The 19,592-nt window shown below is 37.1% G+C and carries 26 protein-coding genes and 1 pseudogene; 22 read left to right on the forward strand and 5 right to left on the reverse strand.

Going from position 1 to position 19,592, the window contains the following annotated elements:
- The first annotated feature begins 334 nt into the window (after window positions 1–334).
- Window positions 335–544 (forward strand): hypothetical protein, encoded by a 210-nt coding sequence (locus JCM19034_RS11910; protein WP_062049982.1) that lies wholly within the window; start codon window positions 335–337, stop codon window positions 542–544.
- A 240-nt stretch (window positions 545–784) separates the two neighbouring features.
- On the opposite strand, the gene JCM19034_RS11915 is transcribed toward JCM19034_RS11910, so the two are convergent.
- Window positions 785–925: a sporulation histidine kinase inhibitor Sda gene (locus tag JCM19034_RS11915; RefSeq protein ID WP_062049984.1), complete on the reverse strand. Its 141-nt coding sequence runs from the start codon at window positions 923–925 to the stop codon at window positions 785–787.
- A 448-nt stretch (window positions 926–1,373) separates the two neighbouring features.
- Here JCM19034_RS11915 and JCM19034_RS11920 point away from each other — a divergent pair.
- From JCM19034_RS11920 to JCM19034_RS11975, 14 genes and pseudogenes are all read left to right on the forward strand, one after another.
- Window positions 1,374–1,888 (forward strand): annotated as a pseudogene (locus JCM19034_RS11920) (YqeG family HAD IIIA-type phosphatase).
- A gap of 3 nt (window positions 1,889–1,891) precedes the next feature.
- Entirely contained in the window at window positions 1,892–3,001 is a 1,110-nt protein-coding gene (gene yqeH / locus JCM19034_RS11925; RefSeq protein ID WP_062049986.1) for a ribosome biogenesis GTPase YqeH, read from the forward strand.
- Between the two features lie 14 nt (window positions 3,002–3,015).
- Window positions 3,016–3,852, forward strand: a complete 837-nt coding sequence (aroE, locus tag JCM19034_RS11930) for a shikimate dehydrogenase (protein WP_062049988.1) — start codon at window positions 3,016–3,018, stop codon at window positions 3,850–3,852.
- Complete coding sequence (gene yhbY, locus JCM19034_RS11935; RefSeq protein WP_062049991.1) at window positions 3,852–4,142, forward strand: ribosome assembly RNA-binding protein YhbY; 291 nt, start codon at window positions 3,852–3,854, stop codon at window positions 4,140–4,142. Before aroE ends, yhbY begins: the two co-directional genes overlap by 1 nt.
- 15 nt (window positions 4,143–4,157) lie before the next feature.
- Window positions 4,158–4,469 carry a nicotinate-nicotinamide nucleotide adenylyltransferase gene (locus JCM19034_RS25025; RefSeq protein ID WP_370621916.1) on the forward strand — a complete coding sequence of 104 codons (312 nt, stop codon included), beginning with the start codon at window positions 4,158–4,160 and terminating at the stop codon, window positions 4,467–4,469.
- An 11-nt stretch (window positions 4,470–4,480) separates the two neighbouring features.
- Window positions 4,481–4,753, forward strand: coding sequence for a nicotinate-nicotinamide nucleotide adenylyltransferase (locus JCM19034_RS25030; protein ID WP_370621917.1), 273 nt, complete (start codon window positions 4,481–4,483; stop codon window positions 4,751–4,753).
- Entirely contained in the window at window positions 4,722–5,294 is a 573-nt protein-coding gene (gene yqeK / locus JCM19034_RS11945; RefSeq protein WP_062049993.1) for a bis(5'-nucleosyl)-tetraphosphatase (symmetrical) YqeK, read from the forward strand. The genes JCM19034_RS25030 and yqeK overlap by 32 nt, the downstream gene beginning before the upstream one ends.
- A 7-nt stretch (window positions 5,295–5,301) precedes the next feature.
- Complete coding sequence (rsfS, locus tag JCM19034_RS11950) at window positions 5,302–5,652, forward strand: ribosome silencing factor (protein WP_062049995.1); 351 nt, start codon at window positions 5,302–5,304, stop codon at window positions 5,650–5,652.
- Entirely contained in the window at window positions 5,652–6,509 is an 858-nt protein-coding gene (locus tag JCM19034_RS11955) for a S1 RNA-binding domain-containing protein (protein WP_062049997.1), read from the forward strand. The genes rsfS and JCM19034_RS11955 overlap by 1 nt, the downstream gene beginning before the upstream one ends.
- 15 nt (window positions 6,510–6,524) lie before the next feature.
- Complete coding sequence (locus JCM19034_RS11960) at window positions 6,525–7,277, forward strand: class I SAM-dependent methyltransferase (protein ID WP_062049999.1); 753 nt, start codon at window positions 6,525–6,527, stop codon at window positions 7,275–7,277.
- A gap of 108 nt (window positions 7,278–7,385) precedes the next feature.
- Window positions 7,386–7,967, forward strand: a complete 582-nt coding sequence (locus tag JCM19034_RS11965) for a TetR/AcrR family transcriptional regulator (protein WP_062050001.1) — start codon at window positions 7,386–7,388, stop codon at window positions 7,965–7,967.
- 87 nt (window positions 7,968–8,054) lie between these two features.
- Window positions 8,055–8,447 carry an SDR family NAD(P)-dependent oxidoreductase gene (locus tag JCM19034_RS24110; RefSeq protein WP_269431697.1) on the forward strand — a complete coding sequence of 131 codons (393 nt, stop codon included), beginning with the start codon at window positions 8,055–8,057 and terminating at the stop codon, window positions 8,445–8,447.
- Entirely contained in the window at window positions 8,444–8,977 is a 534-nt protein-coding gene (locus JCM19034_RS24115; protein ID WP_269431698.1) for an NAD-dependent epimerase/dehydratase family protein, read from the forward strand. Before JCM19034_RS24110 ends, JCM19034_RS24115 begins: the two co-directional genes overlap by 4 nt.
- A 55-nt stretch (window positions 8,978–9,032) precedes the next feature.
- The gene (locus JCM19034_RS11975; RefSeq protein ID WP_062050003.1) at window positions 9,033–9,824 is read left to right on the forward strand and encodes an SDR family oxidoreductase; all 792 of its coding nucleotides are present in this window, start codon (window positions 9,033–9,035) and stop codon (window positions 9,822–9,824) included.
- A 150-nt stretch (window positions 9,825–9,974) separates the two neighbouring features.
- On the opposite strand, the gene comER is transcribed toward JCM19034_RS11975, so the two are convergent.
- Window positions 9,975–10,811, reverse strand: coding sequence for a late competence protein ComER (comER, locus tag JCM19034_RS11980; RefSeq protein WP_062050005.1), 837 nt, complete (start codon window positions 10,809–10,811; stop codon window positions 9,975–9,977).
- Between the two features lie 88 nt (window positions 10,812–10,899).
- Window positions 10,900–11,154, reverse strand: a complete 255-nt coding sequence (locus JCM19034_RS11985) for a DUF2533 family protein (protein ID WP_062050007.1) — start codon at window positions 11,152–11,154, stop codon at window positions 10,900–10,902.
- A 65-nt stretch (window positions 11,155–11,219) separates the two neighbouring features.
- Between JCM19034_RS11985 and JCM19034_RS11990 the strand changes: the two genes are divergently transcribed.
- The 4 genes from JCM19034_RS11990 to JCM19034_RS21795 all read left to right on the forward strand — a co-directional run bounded on the left by JCM19034_RS11990 (window position 11,220) and on the right by JCM19034_RS21795 (window position 14,780).
- Window positions 11,220–11,828 (forward strand): helix-hairpin-helix domain-containing protein, encoded by a 609-nt coding sequence (locus tag JCM19034_RS11990; protein WP_062050009.1) that lies wholly within the window; start codon window positions 11,220–11,222, stop codon window positions 11,826–11,828.
- A 71-nt stretch (window positions 11,829–11,899) separates the two neighbouring features.
- Window positions 11,900–12,478 carry a ComE operon protein 2 gene (locus JCM19034_RS11995; protein WP_062050011.1) on the forward strand — a complete coding sequence of 193 codons (579 nt, stop codon included), beginning with the start codon at window positions 11,900–11,902 and terminating at the stop codon, window positions 12,476–12,478.
- A gap of 5 nt (window positions 12,479–12,483) precedes the next feature.
- Window positions 12,484–14,595: a DNA internalization-related competence protein ComEC/Rec2 gene (locus JCM19034_RS12000; RefSeq protein ID WP_062050013.1), complete on the forward strand. Its 2,112-nt coding sequence runs from the start codon at window positions 12,484–12,486 to the stop codon at window positions 14,593–14,595.
- A 20-nt stretch (window positions 14,596–14,615) separates the two neighbouring features.
- On the forward strand, window positions 14,616–14,780 hold the full coding sequence (locus JCM19034_RS21795) for a hypothetical protein (RefSeq protein ID WP_156323967.1): 165 nt from the start codon (window positions 14,616–14,618) through the stop codon (window positions 14,778–14,780).
- Window positions 14,781–14,861: 81 nt separating this feature from the next.
- Here the strand turns inward: JCM19034_RS21795 and JCM19034_RS21035 are convergent, their stop codons facing one another.
- Window positions 14,862–14,999 carry a YqzM family protein gene (locus tag JCM19034_RS21035; protein ID WP_082394020.1) on the reverse strand — a complete coding sequence of 46 codons (138 nt, stop codon included), beginning with the start codon at window positions 14,997–14,999 and terminating at the stop codon, window positions 14,862–14,864.
- A gap of 463 nt (window positions 15,000–15,462) precedes the next feature.
- Between JCM19034_RS21035 and holA the strand changes: the two genes are divergently transcribed.
- A complete protein-coding gene (gene holA, locus JCM19034_RS12005; protein WP_062050015.1) occupies window positions 15,463–16,476 on the forward strand; it encodes a DNA polymerase III subunit delta in 1,014 nt (337 codons plus the stop codon).
- A 71-nt stretch (window positions 16,477–16,547) separates the two neighbouring features.
- Here holA and rpsT read toward each other — a convergent pair whose 3' ends face one another.
- On the reverse strand, window positions 16,548–16,814 hold the full coding sequence (gene rpsT / locus JCM19034_RS12010) for a 30S ribosomal protein S20 (RefSeq protein WP_062050017.1): 267 nt from the start codon (window positions 16,812–16,814) through the stop codon (window positions 16,548–16,550).
- A gap of 177 nt (window positions 16,815–16,991) precedes the next feature.
- Between rpsT and gpr the strand changes: the two genes are divergently transcribed.
- Window positions 16,992–18,110 (forward strand): GPR endopeptidase, encoded by a 1,119-nt coding sequence (gene gpr, locus JCM19034_RS12015; protein ID WP_370621918.1) that lies wholly within the window; start codon window positions 16,992–16,994, stop codon window positions 18,108–18,110.
- A gap of 202 nt (window positions 18,111–18,312) precedes the next feature.
- Window positions 18,313–19,482, forward strand: a complete 1,170-nt coding sequence (gene spoIIP, locus JCM19034_RS12020; protein ID WP_062050021.1) for a stage II sporulation protein P — start codon at window positions 18,313–18,315, stop codon at window positions 19,480–19,482.
- Window positions 19,483–19,592: the final 110 nt, after the last annotated feature.

Genomic DNA, 19,592 nt, shown 5'->3' on the forward strand with positions numbered 1-19,592 from the left:
CCTCCTTTTATATTATGTAGTGATAATTAAGCTACGTTAAGTTCTGCTCCTTTCTTTACCTCTTAAGACAGCTTTATTCTCAGACTAATTGAAATTATAACCTATTACGAAAACTGATGCATCTGATGTACATGTTAGGATGTGTGTTTTTTATGAAACTTATAAATATGTAGATAATAAGAAAAAATAAAATAAAAATTTTTTGGGAGAATTCTAAAGCGCTTACAATTAAACAGAACTTTTTTTAATTTGGAAAATGATGTATAGAAATCGTTATTCTAAGCAACTCTAATAGAAACTGATAAGAAACAAATCCAAACTGGAGTGTAACATTATGAGCAAAAGACAGAAATGTTTGGCTGCTGTTAGTATATTTTTAGTATTGTTTTCTGGGGGCTGGTACGCTCATGAATATAATGAACGTCAAATTCATTTAAAAGGTCTTGATAATTATCAAATCCAACAGTTAGATGACGGCGTTGATCGGATGGGGCCATTTAAACCTCGTGAATATATTCGCATCGGTCCGAGAGAGAGGCGCTAATATTAATTGAAACATGTAGTAATTATTGTGGAGTCTAACTTGCATAGAATATTACGTGGCTCAATCATATGTGAAGGTCGTGCCTAGTGTTAGGCAGGAGTCTTTTTAGACAAGGGATGGCAATCGTCATCCCTTTTTTCTAGTCAGAATACAAATATCTAATAATTGTATATTTAAAAATAAAAAAGGTTGTCCAAGATCAGAAGCTTGGACAACCTTTTTTAGGCAGAAATTTTGCAATTAGGATGTTAGTTTTATTTTATCATTAAGTGAACGACGATTTAACTCAAGACGAATTAATTCAATAAAGTCGCGGCTTAAGTTTAATTTAATAGCCTTATAGTACGTCTCAATTAATAGCTCATCTGAAAGGTTCTTCATGACTACTCCTGTCTAAGTTTAAGGTAGACAGGTTCACCTCCTTTTATAATATATTTATTTAGGAAATATTTAAGGAATATTTATTAATTATTGGGAATAAATTAGTATATTTATTAATTAATTCAATCCTAACATGTTCCTAAAATTAGAACAACCGTTCTGTTTATCCACAATAAAAGGTGTATAAGTTGTTAATATCCTGTTTATCGGTTGTTTAAACCTGTATGTTTAATGGTTTTATATGTGTATAAAGATATCCACAATGTAGGTTGATACGCACTTTTGTCGAAAACTTTTTTCATTTTTTTTGATTCATGAGGAATTTTGTCAATATTAGTTGAGTATTTACTCGTGAGAATGGACTAGTTATATTGAAATTAAGCAAAAAAACAGGTATAGTTAAAGTTTGGTAAAGACATTTGGAAATAAATTAAAGAGGTGTGGCGTTTTGTTTAAACAGCTGTTACCAAATCAATATGAAAAGAGTATATATAATATTGATTTTAACCAATTAAAGGCTAGAGGTATTAAAGGTGTTATTACCGACTTAGACAATACATTAGTAGAGTGGGATCGTCCGCTCGCAACTCCTGAAGTACAAAAGTGGTTTAAAGATTTAAAAGATATGGGCATGAAGGTAACAATCGTTTCGAATAATAATCTTAAGCGAGTTAAAGCATTTGCTGATCCTGAGGACGCGGTTTTTATTCATAGTGCACAAAAGCCGAGAAAACGCTCATTTTTCAAGCGTGTGAACAGATGGGCTTGAAAAAAAGTGAAGTAGTTGTGATAGGAGATCAAATGTTTACAGACGTATTAGGTGGAAATCGTGCTGGGCTTCATACGATACTTGTTGTTCCGGTTACAAATACGGATGGGATCGCAACTAAAATCAATCGAACAATGGAACGTATTGTTCTTAAATGGATGAAAAAACGTGGATTAATCCAATGGGAGGACTAAGGGATGGAAGAGAGAACGATCACGTGTGCCGGCTGCGGAATTGAAATACAAACAAGAGATAAGAATCGACTAGGCTATACCCCTCCTTCTGCCTTAGAAAAAGATATTATCACTTGCCAACGTTGCTTTCGATTAAAGCACTATAATGAAGTTCAAGATATCTCGTTAACAGATGATGACTTTTTGAAAATTCTACATGGGTTGGGAGAACGAGAGGCTTTAATAGTAAAGATTGTTGACATCTTTGATTTTACTGGAAGTTGGCTTCCAGGTCTACACCGATTTGTTGGAAAAAATGATGTGATGTTAGTCGGGAACAAAGTGGATTTATTGCCTAAATCGTTGAATCATAACCGCTTAGTAAATTGGATGAAGAAGTCTGCAAAAGAGCTAGGTTTACGACCTATTGATGTTCGTTTAATGAGTGCAGAGAAAAGCAAAGGAATCGAAGAAGTAGCAGAAGCAATTGATTCTTATCGGAATGGGCGAGATGTCTTTATCGTTGGCTGTACAAATGTAGGAAAATCGACCTTTATTAATCAATTAATTCAAGCATATGGTGGTGACACGGAACAACTAATTACAACATCGCATTTTCCAGGTACAACCCTTGATATGATCGATATCCCATTAGATGACGGGAAAACATTGTATGATACACCAGGGATTATTAATCATCATCAAATGGCTCATTATGTTGATAGTGAAGAATTAAAGGTAATAACGCCGAAAAAAGAAATAAAGCCTAAAGTGTTTCAATTAAACGAGGAACAGACATTGTTCTTTGGCGGTTTATGTAGGTTTGACTTTGTTGAAGGCGAACGTTCTTCGTTTACATGTTACTTATCAAATGAGCTAATGATTCATCGGACAAAAAGAGAAAAAGCCGAATCTTTGTACGAACAGCATATTGGGGACATGTTAGTGCCTCCTGGGCCAAAATCGAAAGAAACGTTACCTCCTCTAGTTAAATCGACATTTCTCATCCGTGAGGAGAAAATGGATATTGTCTTTTCAGGGCTCGGTTGGGTAACAGTTCATGGTCAAAATTTACGGATAGAAGCATATGCACCTAAAGGGGTCGGTGTATCAATCCGTGAATCGATCATTTAAAGGGGGAGTTGAAAGTGAAAGCTGTATTTGGATTGTTAGGTCATCCCGTTTCGCATTCGATGTCTCCACTCATTCATAATGATGCGTTTCAATCGTTAGAGATTGAAGCGGAATATCATGTGTTTGATGTTGCACCTCAAGTTGTGAAGCAAGCAATTGATGGGATACGTGCACTTGGGATTGCTGGATGTAACGTAACCGTTCCACATAAAGTGGCAGTGATGGATTATTTGGATGAAATTGATAATGAAGCCCGACTGATCGGAGCGGTTAATACGATAGTAAATGATAACGGTCGTTTGATTGGATATAATACGGATGGACGAGGCTATGTTGAATCATTGCTTGGTTGCCAACAAATGCTTCAAAATAAGCGTGTTCTTGTAATTGGTGCCGGAGGGGCTGCTCGTGGGATTGTAACTTCACTGTTAAATGAAGGAATTGCAGCTCTTGCCATAACGAACCGAACATTATCAAAAGCCGAGCCTTTTAAGCAGTTAGCTGACCTTTTTAAGACGGAAATTGTCTTATTGACAAAAGAGGAAGCAACTAGACGGTTAGTGGAATTTGATATTATTATTAACACAACCTCTGTTGGAATGAGTCCAAATATAGAAGAGTCTCCGCTTTTATTAGAAACTGTAAAAGAGCATGCTATTGTAAGTGATTTAATTTATAATCCAATTGAAACAACCTTTTTAAAAATAGCGAAAAATAAAGGGATACAAACGCTTAATGGAGTAGGAATGTTTGTTAATCAGGCGGCGTTATCTTTTGAATATTGGACAGGACAAAAGCCTAATCGTAAAAGAATGGAACAACTTGTTTTACAACAGCTAGGAGGAAAATAATGTTAACTGGAAAACAAAAACGGTTTTTAAGAGCCAAAGCACACCATCTTCAACCGATTTTTCAAGTTGGGAAAGGTGGCGTTAACGAAAATATGAGTAAACAAATTTCCGATGCTCTTGAGGCACGGGAGTTATTAAAGGTTAGTATTTTGCAAAATTGTGATGAGGATAAAAATGAAGTGGCTCGCTCATTAACAGAAGCTACTGGTGCTGAGCTTGTTCAAATTATTGGTCATACGATCGTTTTATATAAAGAATCTAAAGAAAATAAAGAAATTGTCCTACCGTAAAATGGAGGGGAAACTGTGAAGCGAGTAGCTTTATTTGGAGGATCGTTTAATCCTCCTCACCTTGGTCATATGTTGATGGCTCAAGAAGCAATGGTTGCGTTTGATCTTGACGAAATATGGTTTTTACCAGTTGGTCGACCTCCACATAAGTCAGATGACGAGCTGGCATCAAATCAGGTTCGATTGGAAATGCTGAGTGCGAGTATAGCTGGACAAGATTCATTTCATATTTCAACGGTTGAGTTTGAACGTGAGGGTCGGTCGTATACGATTGATACTGTTAAGATATTGAAGGAGAACTATCCGTCGTATCACTTTTATTTTTAATCGGAGGAGATATGATTGAGTATTTACCTCATTGGAATAGGATTGATGAGCTCATTGAATTAATAACATTTATTGGAGTAAAGCGTCCTGGCTCAACATCAACTTCTAGCTATGCACATCTTGTCAAGCAATTTGAGATCGCCCAAGTTGATATTTCCTCTTCGATGATTCGTAAACGAGTTCAGGAAGGTAAACCAATTATGTATATGGTTCAAAGGGAAGTCGCAACGATCATTAAGGAGAGGGGATTATATGGATCGCAAACAAGCATTGACGATCGTTAAAGAACATTTAACAGAGCATCGTTATGTTCACACATTAGGTGTAGTTGATTCCGCACTTGAATTAGCTAAGCGTTATGGGGGAAATGAAAAAAAGGTAGAACTGGCAGCAATTTTTCATGATTATGCTAAGTTTCGTAATAAGGATGAAATGCGAACATTGGTTAAAGAACAGCTTCAGGATCATTCGATATTAGAATATGGAACCGAATTACTTCATGCACCATGTGGAGCATTTTACGTAAAAGAGGAACAAGGAATTACAGATGAAGATGTGCTTAATGCCATTCGATATCATACGACTGGGCGTGTTGGGATGAGCACATTAGAAAAAGTTGTGTTCTTGGCTGATTATATTGAACCGAATCGACAATTTCCCGGTGTTGAAGAAGTGCGAGAGCTAGCAAAGAGGAATTTAGATGAAGCAATCATTAAATCTTTAGAGAATACGGTACAGTTTTTAATGAAGCGTCGACAACTGATTTTCCCAGAAACAATCGCAACATATAATGATTTAATTAATAAAAATAAAAAGGAGAAGTGATGCATACATGACATCAACAATTTTACATCTAGTTGTTCAAGCAATGGATGATAAGCGTGGCGAAAACATTGTTGCTTTAAATATGAAAGGTGTGTCAGTTATCGCTGATTATTTTGTTATTTGCCATGCAAATTCTGATAAACAAGTACAGGCGATTGCAGAAGAAGTAAAAAAATCAGCACAAAAAGAAGGAATTGAGATCAAACGCTTGGAAGGATTTGATCAAGCTAGATGGGTATTGATTGATTTAGGAGATGTCGTTACTCATGTATTTCATAAAGATGAAAGACATTACTATAATTTAGAGAAACTTTGGGGGGATGCACCTGAAGTCGCTCTCGAAGGAGTTATAGATTAATGACGTTAAAGCCAGGGATATCCGTTACATTAGAAGTAGTTCGTAAATCAGATTTTGGATTTTTTGTTAGTGACGGTCAAACAGATATACTGCTGCATCAACGTGACGTAAAAGGTAATGTTGAAGTTGGAGATAATCTTCATTTGTTTTTATACCATGACCATAAGCAACGTTTAGCAGCTACGATGGAGGAACCGCTATTAAAGGACGGAGAAGTAGCCTGGCTAGAAGCGGTGACCGTAAGAACAGGCCACGGAGTTTTCTTTTATAATGGCATTTCCCGCGACTTATTTGTATCAATGGATGAATTACCTTCTGATCGAAGTCTTTGGCCCAAGCCTGGAGACAAGCTTCCATTGTCTTATACTTGGGATAAAAAAGGAAGGTTAATGGCTAAAATTATGAGGGGGCAAGCTGTTGAAAAAGATGCAGTGTTTGCTGATCAATCAGTTAAAAACGAAGAAATCACAGCTCACGCCTATCATTTTCTAGATGATGGAACATTGCTTTTTTCAGAAGAAGGCTACATTGCTTTTTTACATCATGATGAAGTTATGGAAACGATCCGATATGGTCAAAAACTAACTGTTCGTGTAATCTTTGTTCGTAATGACGGCCGTGTTAACGTAACAATGATGCCAAAACGTTCTGAACAACAGCTAGAAGATGCCGAAATGATTCTTGCTTTTTTACAAAAGCGAAACGGGGCTATGCCATATTGGGATAAAACCCCACCGGAAGATATCGAAGCTCGTTTTAAAATCAGTAAGGCGAAGTTCAAACGAGCAATCGGAAAACTATTAAAGGAAAAGAAAATTGAGCAGCGAGATGGCTGGACTTACTTGCTAAAAAAATAAAAAGGAGTTTAAAAAATGAGTTATCAATCATTTGCAAGCTTTTATGATCATTTAATGGCTGGGGCTCCTTATGACCAATGGTTAACCTATACAAAACAAAAGCTTGAATCGAGAGGCAAATTGATTAGAAACTCGGCAATTTTAGATATTGGCTGTGGTACAGGAGAAATGCTTGTACGTTTTCATGCACAAGGTGCAAATCAATTAACTGGTATTGATCTCTCTATGGAAATGTTATCAATTGCCCGTGAAAAATGTGAACAAGCTTCCTTTTCACCTTTACTTCTACAACAATCAATGGCTGAGTTTGAAGCTGGTCAACAGTTTGATTTGATAACGATTTTTTGTGACTCGCTAAATTATTTAGAGATGGAAGAAGAAGTTCAGTCAACGTTCCATCTTCTTTCTCAGCATTTGAAGGAAGATGGTTTGCTTCTTTTTGATTGCCATTCTATTTCTAAAATTGAACAGTTTATTGGTGAAACTTATACAGATGTTGACGAGTCCGTTTCTTATATTTGGTACTCGTTTGCTGGAGAGTACGATTATAGTGTAGAACACGAATTAACCTTTTTTCGGCGTGGGGAAGATGGACGTTACGATCGTTTCGAGGAATTACATAAGCAGAGAACATACCCGATTAAAACATATGAAAAGTGGCTAGACGATGCTGGTTTAAAAATTGATGCGGTAGAAGAAGATTTTACAGCATATCAAGCGACGGATAAGAGTGAACGCTTGTTTTTTGTCTGTTTGAAAAAGGAGTAAACCTAAAAGGTCTAAATTAGGCCTTTTAGAAAACTCCGGAAAGTTTTGATTGCAATGAAATTCGAATTTTTTATACTAATATTAACCAATGGTCAAAAGGGGTCAATCATGTCACCACGTAAGCGAGCATCTGAAGAATTAACAATAGATACGATTTTACAAATAGCGAGAAAACAATTTGTGAAAAATGGCTATCAGCACGTTTCAATGAGAAGCATTGCTAACGAACTGAACTGTACACATGGAGCGTTGTATTATCATGTGAAAAACAAAGCTGAACTATTTTATATGATCGTCGAATCTGACTTTACCCGGTTAAATACAATTGTTGAAAACGTAATGGAAGAAGAAGGGGACAATCGTGATAAATTAATGAACCTATTTCTTTCTATCATTAAATTTGGGCTAGATCATCAAAGTGAGTTTGAAGTGATGTTTACTATTCGTCATAACGAGGTGGATAGCTTAACCCATCAGTCTGCTCATCTTTGTTATCAGACTTTTTCAAAAGCAGTTCACCAATTAATTGATGATCATACATTGCATTTGCAAGAAGTATACGCTACTTTTATTGCTTTGCAAGGTTTCATTATTCACCAACATCGTTATGTCAATAATTTTGCAGAAGCAGAAGATGCGGCTCTATCATATGTGAAATTCGTAGTAAGAGGGTTAATAGGAGTGGATTAAAGTATTCTGATTCTAATAATCAGAGTACTAAATCATATATTAAATTGACCAGTGGTTAATAAGGAGGACTAACATGAAAAAGCGTTAGTGGTTGGTGCATCTGGGAGTATTGGTTTTGCTATTGTTCATGAATTAGTGAATAGGGGATTAACAGTCGTCGCATTTGCACGTAATGAGGAAAAACTAAGAAGGTTATTTACCGATGTAGAGGAAGTGATGATTTATAAAGGGGATGCGGGCAATGAATATGACCTAGAACAAGCTGCAAAGGATGTCGATATCATAGTTCATTCTTTAAACGTTCCGTACCACAAGTGGGATCCATATTTAGTAAACTATTTAAATAATATAGTAAGCGTAGCTGAAAAATGTCAGGCAAAGCTTGCTTATGTTGATAATGTGTATGCATACGGGATTCCTGCTATATCTCCCATAACTGAAGAGACACCAAAAAACCGCATACGAAAAAAGGAAAAATGAGATTAAAGTTAGAGAAATTATTATTGAATAGCCATGTTGATACGTTACTCGTCCATATGCCTGATGTCTACGGTCCTAATGCAAATGGAACTCTTCTACACGAAACACTTAAAAACGTGGTAAGAGGGAAGTCAACGATTTTTATCGGTAATCTCAGGACGAAGCGTGAATTTCTCTATACGAAGGATGGAGCTAAAGCGATGGTAGAGCTTGCACTAAGAGAAGATACGTACAATCAAGTGTGGAACATTCCTTCAACAAATGCGATTACAGGTAAAGAAATGATTGAGTTATTTAGGGAAGTATATTCTTATCATAAGACAATTGTTCCGATTTCAAAATGGAATATCCAATTACTAGGGTGGTTCTCACCACTAATGCGTGAATTAGTCGAAATGATGTACATTACGAAAACACCGATCATATTAAGTGGAAAGAAATACGAACAAAACATAGGTGAGTTGCCGAGAACTCCTTATCATGTTGGGGTAGCTGAAACGTTGGAATGGTTAAAGCAACATGAACAGTAAATATAAAAAATAAAACTGCAATAAAAAATAAAATAAGAACTGGTGGTGGATTAAGATGGATTTACAAGTGAACGGAAAAGTAGCGATTGTAGCTGCTTCAAGTCAAGGGTTAGGGAAAGCTTGTGCAAAACAACTTGTTAAAGAAGGTGTACATGTGATGATAAGTGGACGTGATTCTAATAAGCTAGAAGCGGTAAAAGAAGAAATTCTATCGAATGGTACAGGTGAAGGGAAAATTGACTATGTACAGTGTGATTTAACGAATCCGCATGATATTAAACAACTAGTCGAAGTGACACAGCAGACGTTTGGAAAGATCGATATACTTGTGAATAATTCAGGTGGTCCACCAGCTGGTACGTTTGAACAGATTACAGACGAAGATTGGGAGCATTCATTTCAATTAAATTTAATGAGCTATGTACGGCTTATTCGAGCTGTCCTAGCAGATATGAAGAAATCTGGTGGTCGGATTGTTAATATTGCATCAGCGTCGATCAAGCAACCTATTCCAGGTTTATTATTATCTAACACGTTTCGAACAGGTGTTGTCGGCTTAGCGAAAACACTAGCAGAAGAGCTTGGTTCATATAACATATTAATTAATACAGTTGCTCCTGGGAAAATCGCGACGGATCGCGTTGAACAGTTAGATCAGTATACAGCTGATAAACTAAATAAGTCAAAAGAAGAAGTACAAAAGGCCTCGATTGCTACAATACCGCTTAATCGTTATGGGACACCCTCAGAATTTGCTCAAGTTGTTGCGTTTTTAGCTTCTGAAGCTAATACTTATATGACTGGAAGTACATTTTTAATTGACGGTGGGATGGTAAAATCAATATAGCTGAGACTATGGAGAAGAAAAGTTAGTTAAAGAAAAAACAAAAAATATGTAAAGTAGGCAGGAATAGGATATTTTATGGCGTATTATTCAATGTAAAGAGAAGAGGGGAATTTCCTTCCTAAAAAATATTCCCCTCTTCATGAAATCCATTTACCCTTTCTTTGTATGCTCATTTAAAGAGTTACTAATTAACTCCTGATCCTCATAATATTTAGCATGTGTTTGCTGGAAGAGGTGGTCAAACATAAAACCAACTTCGTGCTCAAGCACTTTTATACCCTCACCTGTAATCCCACCAGGTACACATACCCGTTCTTGAAGTGTCGGTAATGTGTAAAATTCCTTTTCGAGTAACTTTCCAAGACCGATAATCATATTTGTTGTTAGTGTTGTGGCGTCCTCCTTAGATATCTGTGTTTGTCTTGTGGCACCATCAATAAACTGCTGAAGTAAATAACTCATGAAAGCTGGACCGCAACTAACGATATCTGATGAAACTCGGGTAATAGACTCATCGATCACGAGCGGTTTGGAGATTTTTGACATAAGACTATGAATGAACTCTTGATCGTTTTCAGTCAAACGATTTCCATAGCTCAATAGAGAAGGCCCCGTCAAGGCACGATTTAATATGCTTGGAATGGCCCTTGCAACTTTACATGGGATCATATCTTCTAATTGATTTACAGTGATAGGACTTGTAATTGAAATGATGATCGTATCCGAGGTTACATGGTTTTTCAATTCACGTAATAAATCTGGAAATTGTAGTGGTTTGACACAAATGAAGATGAGGTCGCAATGTTGCACGAGTTCAGTGCTACTATTGACGACCTCAATCATTGGGAGTTGCTCCGATAACTCGTAGGCTTTTCCAATTGTGCGGTTTGTCATCTTTAAGTCGTGCTCAATATAGACACGAGCATCGACGAAGGATTCCAATAAAATTGTCCCCATACTTCCTGTTCCAATTACTCCGATTTCCATCGTGCATTCCTCCTGCAATTCGATATTCACGAACTCGTCATAATCAACTATATGATTCCAGGAAAGAAACTATGCGAAAGAAAAGAAGTTATTGTTTAGAAATGTAACCTTTTACCATTTTCACCGTAACATGCTTCCTCATTGGAAATTGAAATGATGATGCTATCGTATTCATCTCCGTTGTAATTCGGTTAATTTCGACAGTGTCAAATGGTTTTCCAGCTTTAGCCAGTGTAACCACCGTTTCAATTGCTCGTTCTCTTTTGGCATCAAGTGCTAAATAATCCTTTTGTGCTTGACGATGTTTTTTAACTTGCTCTGCAATTTGTAAGTGTACGGCCATTCGTATGCTCTCCTCTTAGTTAAAATTAAATATCTGTATGTTACAGAATAAAGGATGTGTAAGAAATGTTCAAGAACATTCAACGCCATCAACGTTACTTCGTAGGCATTATTGCAGTCATCTTAGTTATTGTTTTAATAATGGTTATAAATTCGACTGAAACCACTGTTACGATTGATTGGGACGAGACCACATTAGAGACTGGTATTGTTGAAGATGGTCCTGAGGAGTTTCAGACTACACCAGAACAAATAATGGTAGATATCAAAGGGGAAGTATTAAAACCTGATGTCTATTTATTGCCGGCAGGAAGTCGCATGTATGAAGTGATTGATATGGCGGGAGGCTTGACAGATCAAGCTGATGAACGGCAATTAAATCTCGCTCAATTGGTAGAAGATGAGATGGTCATATACGTTCCTACTTATGATGAACTGTGGGATGCTACGACAATTCATCAACAAACGAGTGAGAGTAATGGAAAAGTATTGATAAATAAAGCTGATGTAAAGGAGTTAGAAACACTACCAGGTATTGGACCGAAAAAAGCTGATGCGATTATTGCCTATCGAGAAGAACATGGGCCTTTTAGATCAATTGAAGAACTACAAAATGTTTCGGGGATAGGTGAAAAATCGATTGAGCGTTTAGAAGGAGAAATTGATTTTCGTTAAACAATTAACAATTGACGTTTTTTCGTAAATTTTCTACACTTACGTAAGGAATAGAGAAGGAGTGCATCATAATGGAGAGAATTTCATGGGATCAATATTTTATGGCACAAAGCCATTTACTAGCATTAAGAAGTACGTGCACAAGGCTAATGGTGGGAGCAACAATTGTACGCGAAAAACGGATTATCGCTGGGGGATACAATGGATCGGTATCTGGAGGAGCTCATTGTATTGATGAGGGATGCTATGTCGTCGATAACCATTGTATTCGAACGATTCATGCAGAAGTCAATGCACTATTACAATGTGCTAAATTTGGAGTTGGAACAGAGGGTGCGGAATTGTATGTGACTCACTTTCCGTGCGTGCATTGTTCAAAGGCGATTATACAAGCTGGGATTAAGAGAATTTTCTACGCGAATGATTATAAAAACCATCCTTACGCCAAAGAACTGTTTCAAGCAGCGGGGGTTGAAGTAAATCAGGTTGAGCTTGAAATGGTCAGTATCGACCAACATCATTTGGACAAGCTAAAGCTTACTGCTGAGCTTCTAGAACGACTTGAACAAGCAGGAGTTGAACAACAAGAATTACAACAATTACGTAATGAAGCGAATACACTTTTCATGCAAGCCCCTATTAAAGGATAACGAGTATGCTTGTGTATTTACCGCTTATTCCTTACATGGCTACGCTTGGTCTCTTCTTTTCACTACGTGGACCGAGCGTCCTCTTTTACCTACTTTTAATCCCCATCTTTATCCTACTTGTAAGGACACATTCTTTTCGAACGCTCATTCCCGTTTTAGTAGTTCCTTTTCTTTTTTATACTTGTGTTGGCTATTTTGCTAGCCAGCATGAGACGATATATGATAGTGGAGAACAATTATTAGTAGGAACAATCAACCAAATTCCGAACATAGATGGTGATCGTTTGGCTCTTCGATTAAAGACAGTAGAGCAGGAAAAAATTGAAGTGCGTCATTATTTTTTGAAAGAAGAAGAAAAGGAACAAGCTTTATCGTTCGGACCAGGTGATTATTGCCGTGTTTTTGGTACAGTAACAATTCCAAGTACACCTACAAACTTTGCTCAATTTGATTACCGCCGTTATTTACAGGAGCAGGAGATTTATTGGGTGATGCACGCAGAGCAAGTTTCTTGTGTCCCATCAGATTCGTATACATTGCCAGAAAAGCTGGAACGTTGGCGACAGCAACAAATGTTGAGAATCGAAGAGCAATTAAGTCATGAAGTTGCAAGTATTGTCCATGCCCTTGTTTTTGGAGATCGAACATTGATGGATGAAACGGTTTTAGAAGCATATCAACGGTTAGGTGTTATTCATTTACTAGCTGTTTCAGGGATGCACGTTGGTTTAATCGTTGCTACTAGTTTCTTATTACTTATTCGAATCGGGGTGACAAGAGAACGTGCAATGGAGTGTTTAATGCTCTTGTTACCGATATATATCGTTGTAGCTGGCGGTGCCCCTTCGGTAATTCGGGCGTCTTCAATGTCTATAGTAGTCCTCGCTTCCTTACGGTTTAAACAAAAATTGCCTCCTCTTGTAGGAATTACGATCGTATATTTACTGTACTTAATTATTTCACCCTATTCGTTATTTCAGTTGGGATTCCAACTTTCTTTTCTCGTATCTTTTAGCTTGATTTTATCAGCTAAAACAATCCGAACGTATCATTCGTACTGGAAGCAGCTTATGATCGTAACGAGCGTTTCTCAGTTCATAGCTCTCCCAATTTTATTAACTAACGTATATGAAATCCCATGGTTAAGTTTACCTGCCAATATACTCTTTATTCCTCTAATTACAATGATTTTGCTGCCTTTATGCTTTCTCGGTTTTATAAGCTCACTTTTTATCCCAATAAACTGGAATATCCCATTTCACCTGTTAGAATTAATAATCCCATTTAATAATCAAATATTAACGATTTTATCGACGCATAGCTTTACCACTTTAATAGTGGGTGAACCTTCACAGTTGCTGATTTTTCTAATGTATGTCGTAATTATATACGGGATGTATTGCTTTGAACGAAGGAAGATGCATTGGTGGATAAGGCCGGGTAGTTTGTTATTGTTGATATTTATCATTCAAATAGGAAAACCGTATTTAGATTCACATGCGAATGTAACGATGATAGATGTCGGCCAAGGCGATAGCTTTCTCATAGAACTTCCGTATCGCCGTGGCGTTTATTTGATTGACACTGGTGGATCGATATTTTTTGTAAATGAGAAATGGAGAGAACGAAAAACAACCTTTGACGTTGGTCAAGATATTTTGATCCCAACTTTAAAACAAAGAGGAATTAGCAACATTGATGGTTTAATACTAACGCACGGACATGCTGATCATATAGGTGGTGCAGAAGCAATTGCACGTATGATGGTAGTAAATGATGTTTATTACAGTGTCGGAGAGGTAGAAGGGGAACTGGAGCGGGAAGTACTATCTACGTTAGTTAATCAAGGAGCAACCATTCATTTTGTAAAAGATGGTATGGAATGGACGGATCATAATGTTACCTTTTCCATTTTAGCTCCAGTTGGTCGTGAGCAAGGGTTAAATGATCGTTCGATTGTAATATATGTAGAGCTTGAAGGAGTGACGTTTTTATTTACAGGCGATTTAGAAGAGAGTGGAGAACGTATGCTCCTGCAGCGCTATCCCAATTTACAAGTAGATGTTCTCAAAGCAGGACACCATGGTAGTAGAACATCTACGACAGAGTTTTTTTAGAAAAAATTGATCCACACGCTGTGTTAATTTCTGCTGGACGCTCAAATCGATATGATCATCCACATGATGAGGTCATTGATCGTCTAGAACAACGAGGTGTATTGATATGGAGAAGCGATCGTGACGGGGCAATTCAGTTATCAATTGAAAATGGAAAAGTAAAAGTAAAACGAGCGATGAAATGATGAGTGCTTACATGGTTGAGGGGCTGTCCTAAAAGGTCTAACCCTTAGAACAACCCCTCTTTTCATTGCCTGCTTTTGATTTTAAAAACCTGAGAAAATATCAACAATTGTTGCGATGATAAAAAGTGTGGCAAAAAAACCAAAAGATACAACAAAGGCAACACCAGAGTCAATTGCATCATTACGTTTACTTTGTACTTCTCTTTCAAATTGATTCATCTGGCACCCCTCCTTTTCCATCATAAGTATAAGTGAAGAGTTGAAAAAAAGCTAGACCGATTCAATGAAATCGAATGCATATTCATGAAATCTTACATTTTCAGTAGATTATTTTGCTAAATGTACGAATATAAGACGAGTAATCGCTTTAGAATGCGGAAATTAAACAGGTAATGAAGCCTTTTTGAGGAACTGTAAAGAGTTGTCACCTATAGTTTTAAATCGCATAGGATACTATAACTAGTGTAAAGGCGATTACTCGTTATGAGCATGAATACCCGGGGTCATGTTCATAGCGTTTATTATAAATGGGGACTTGGCTATTCCGGCATAAGTCCCCTTTGCCTAAACTAATACTTGTCATTTTCTTATTGATTGTCTAAGCTATAGACACAGGGATTTGATTCCATGCGTAGCTTTTCCAATGTTTGAAAAACTATGTATGAAAAATGGGGAATGTGCGGTGTCTTATTTAACAATCAAAAACGATATATTAAAAGGTAAAATTGCTCCTGTATATTTTATGTTTGGTCAACAATCTTTTCTGATGGAAGATATAATCCAAACGGTCATTCAGCAAAAGATAGGCTCTGTTGAAGACCCTAATATAATTACATACAATTGTCAGGATACGTTAATTGAAGTAGCGATTGAGGAAGCGGAAACGGTTCCGTTTTTCGGCGGTACTAAAGTTGTTATTGTGAAGGATTGTAGTTTTGTACTGGCTAAACCAGAAACAAAGCTTGATCATAATATAAATATTCTTGAACGCTACGTTGAAAATCCAGTAAAAGAAACAGTTTTATTCCTTTGTGCCCCTTATGAGAAGCTTGATGCAAGAAAAAAGTTAACTAAATTATTGAAGAAACAGACCGTAGTTGATTGCTCACCATTTGATCTTCGCTCAACGGAACGTTGGTTGGACGAGCAAGTAAACGAAAAAGGTGTAAGGTTTGTTGGTGTTGCGAAAGAAAGGTTAATTGAGCGAGTTGGGTTTCAACTTCTCCAGCTTTCATCAGAGGTAGAGAAATTAGCTTTATATGTCGGTGAGGATGGAGAAATTACGGAAGACGATGTTGATTTATTAGTGGCTCGTTCACTCGAGCAGGATATTTTTGCTTTAATTGAATATGCTGTGATAAAGAAAGTGGATAGAGCACTCATCATCTACCATGATTTGCTAAAGCTGAAAGAAGAACCTTTAAAGATACTCGCACTAATTGCAAGGCAAATTCGTATTTATTACCAGGTTAAGGAAATGGTGAAGCGTTCGTATTCACAAGGTGAAATAGCTTCACAACTAAAGCTCCATCCATACGTTGTGAAATTAGCAAGTGAGCAGATTAGAAGATTTTCGGAACCGTTTTTGTTAAAAATGCTGGAAGCGGCTGCCGATACGGATTATGCGATTAAATCAGGTAGAATGGATAAAATATTTGCAGTAGAGTTGCTTTTGATGAAGCTTGCTGATGAATAGCTATGTACCGTCTATTTTCTTCTTAGAAAGAAATTAAAAAAAACCGGCTAATGCCGGCTTTTTTTGTGCTTTTATGCAGTTAGTCCGTTAAGACGCTTTGATAAGCGAGACTTTTGACGAGATGCTGCATTCTTATGGATAAGACCTTTACTAGCAGCTTTATCAAGGCGCATTGCAGCATCTTTATAAGCTACTGTTGCAGCATCTTTGTCACCTGCTTCTACTTTTGCTTCAAATGTTTTAATTGAAGTACGAAGAGCTGACTTTACAGCGATGTTTTGAGCACGAGCTTTGTCGTTTGTTTTTACTCGCTTAATGGCAGATTTAATATTTGGCATTTCTTTCACCTCCTGAGTCATCACCTATCATGAACGGTCCAAAAACCTATTTTACAGGCGATTATACAACAAGAAGGATTTTACCAAAAACAGTGCATAAATGCAATAGAAGAATGAAAACTATATGGATGGTACACGCTAAGACCTAAGAAGAATTCTTCGTATTTAAAGGGAGTGATGGATGTGTCAGATGAGTTGAATTTAGAACAATTTCAAATACGAACAGATTTGGCGGTAGAAGCACATCAAATAGCAGTCGAAGAAGCAGAAAATAATAATAAAGAATCTCATATTTCAGGTGTGCAAATAAATGAAGAGACAATTGATGATGTAGTCATTACACGGGTAGTAATTGATCAAGATGGGGCTAAACGACTTGGGAAAAAACCAGGAAATTATTTAACATTTGAATCATTAGGAATCCGAAAAAAGGATACAGATCTTCAAGAGAGGATCGAAAGGGTATTTGCAAAACAATTTAGCGAATTTATGCAAGAGATTGGAATTAGCAAAAAGGATACGTGTCTAGTCGTTGGTCTTGGAAATTGGAATGTCACACCGGATGCTCTCGGACCTATTGCTGTTGAAAATTTGCTAGTGACAAGACATTTGTTTGAATTAGCTCCAGAACAAGTTGAGGATGGATTTAGACCAGTTAGTGCAATTTCACCAGGTGTCATGGGTTTAACAGGTATTGAGACGAGTGATGTTATTTTCGGGGTAATTGAAAAAACGAAACCAGATTTCGTCATTGCCATTGATGCACTAGCTTCCCGCTCGATTACTCGAGTGAATTCAACCATTCAAATTAGTGATACAGGTATTCACCCTGGAAGTGGGGTTGGCAATAAGAGAAAAGAAATTAGTAAAGAAGTATTAGGGATTCCTGTCATTGCCATAGGTATTCCAACAGTGGTTGATGCCGTATCAATTACAAGTGATACAATCGACTATGTTTTAAAGCACTTTGGTCGTGAAATACGCGAGTCCAATCAACCATCTAGATTGCTTGCTCCTGCTGGGATGACCTTTGGAGAAAAACGAACGTTAAAAGAGGAAGATTTACCTAGCGAAAAAAAACGAGAAACGATAATGGGGATGATTGGAACACTACCAGAACAAGAGAAGCGTCAGCTAATTCAAGAAGTGCTAGCTCCACTCGGTCATAATTTAATGGTAACACCAAAAGAAGTGGATGTATTTATCGATGATATGGCAAACGTGCTTGCTCAAGGTTTAAATGCAGCTTTGCATGAGCATATTAACCAGCAAAATGTTGGTGGTTATACACATTAACTTGCTTGAGAAAAAACATGAGGCCTATTGAAACGTCTCTCGACTAACATCTTTCAATATTATTCAAACTACGGAAAATAAGATTTCCGTAGTTTTTTTTGTTCTATTTTTTTGTGTTTTTCATAACGTGGAATAAGGTCGTTTCTTTCATATGCCGAATCGATGTCGTTTTCAATGTAGCTAGCTGATAGGAGATGAGACGATGAAACAAAGGAAACTATTAAAGTTTGGAGTGCCAGTCAATCGGACAAGCCTTCGAAAACTTTTTTCATTATTTATTATTGGGATGATGGGACTGTTTATTTTAACAGGGGTGTTAACATCCTTTGAACCTGGACACGGTTTAACTTCAAGTCAAATTCATGAATGGTCCTCAGATATTAAGGGTGAGCATTTTCTTTATTTAATCGGGATGGAGAACCAATATTTCAAATCTGTTTTACCAAATGATAGTGAGCCACCTAGAATTAGTTCATTGCTTTTTGAAATTGCAACTAGCATAAATCCGAATGACCCAAGAAGTTTGCTTGGTAGAGAACTACCAGGATTTGCTCTGTTTGATGGTAGTATTTTAATTGCAGGGGAAGGTACCGATTATACAAATCTACCAGTTGAGTCAGCACCACCAATGGATGTTATTTTGGCTGAACGTGAAGCGACTCAAGAAAGCTTAGAGCGGCTAGAGCAATTAGAAAATGAAAGAGAAGAGATAGAAGAAACAACCGATGGACGAAAGGTTGTACACATTATCCATTCACATAATACAGAATCTTTCTTGCCAGAATTAGAGACGGACGAGCCTAATGAGGCGTACCATAATAAAGTGAACATCACATTAGTTGGAGAGAAATTATCACAAGAATTAGAGAAGCGTGGGATTGGTTCAGAAGTAGAGGAACGTGATATCCAAGATACTTTACGAGAAAAGGGCTGGAACTATCCGCAATCGTACGATGCCTCTCGTAATTTCGTTATCGAAGCCATGGAGCAAAACAGTGATCTTCATTATTTCTTTGATATTCACCGTGATTCGCTACCAAGAGAACGTACAACAGTGACAATTAATAATGAAGAGTTTGCTCGAACGGTATTTGTAATTGGTGGTAATCATGAAAACTATGAAGATAACTATGAGCTTGCAAAAACGCTTCATAATAAGCTTGAAGAGAAGTACCCTGGACTCAGTCGTGGTGTTATTTTAAAAGATGGTCCATATACAAATGGTCGATTCAATCAAGATTTATCAAGAAATTCGGTTCTAATTGAATTTGGTGGAGTTGATAATACATTAGAAGAAACGTATCGTTCGGCTGAAGCTGTGGCAGAAATTTTTGCTGAGTTTTATTGGGATGCACATCCTGTTGATGAGTAAACTTAATGCTTTTAGTAGATAAGGTCAAAGTCTATCAGATTAGAGCTAGTCTCTACCTGATAGACTTAACGGACATCTCAGTTTCTTAAATTCAAATGGATGATAAGAGG

This window comes from Bacillus sp. JCM 19034 (genome assembly GCF_001310635.1).
GTDB lineage: Bacteria > Bacillota > Bacilli > Bacillales > Bacillaceae_D > Halalkalibacter.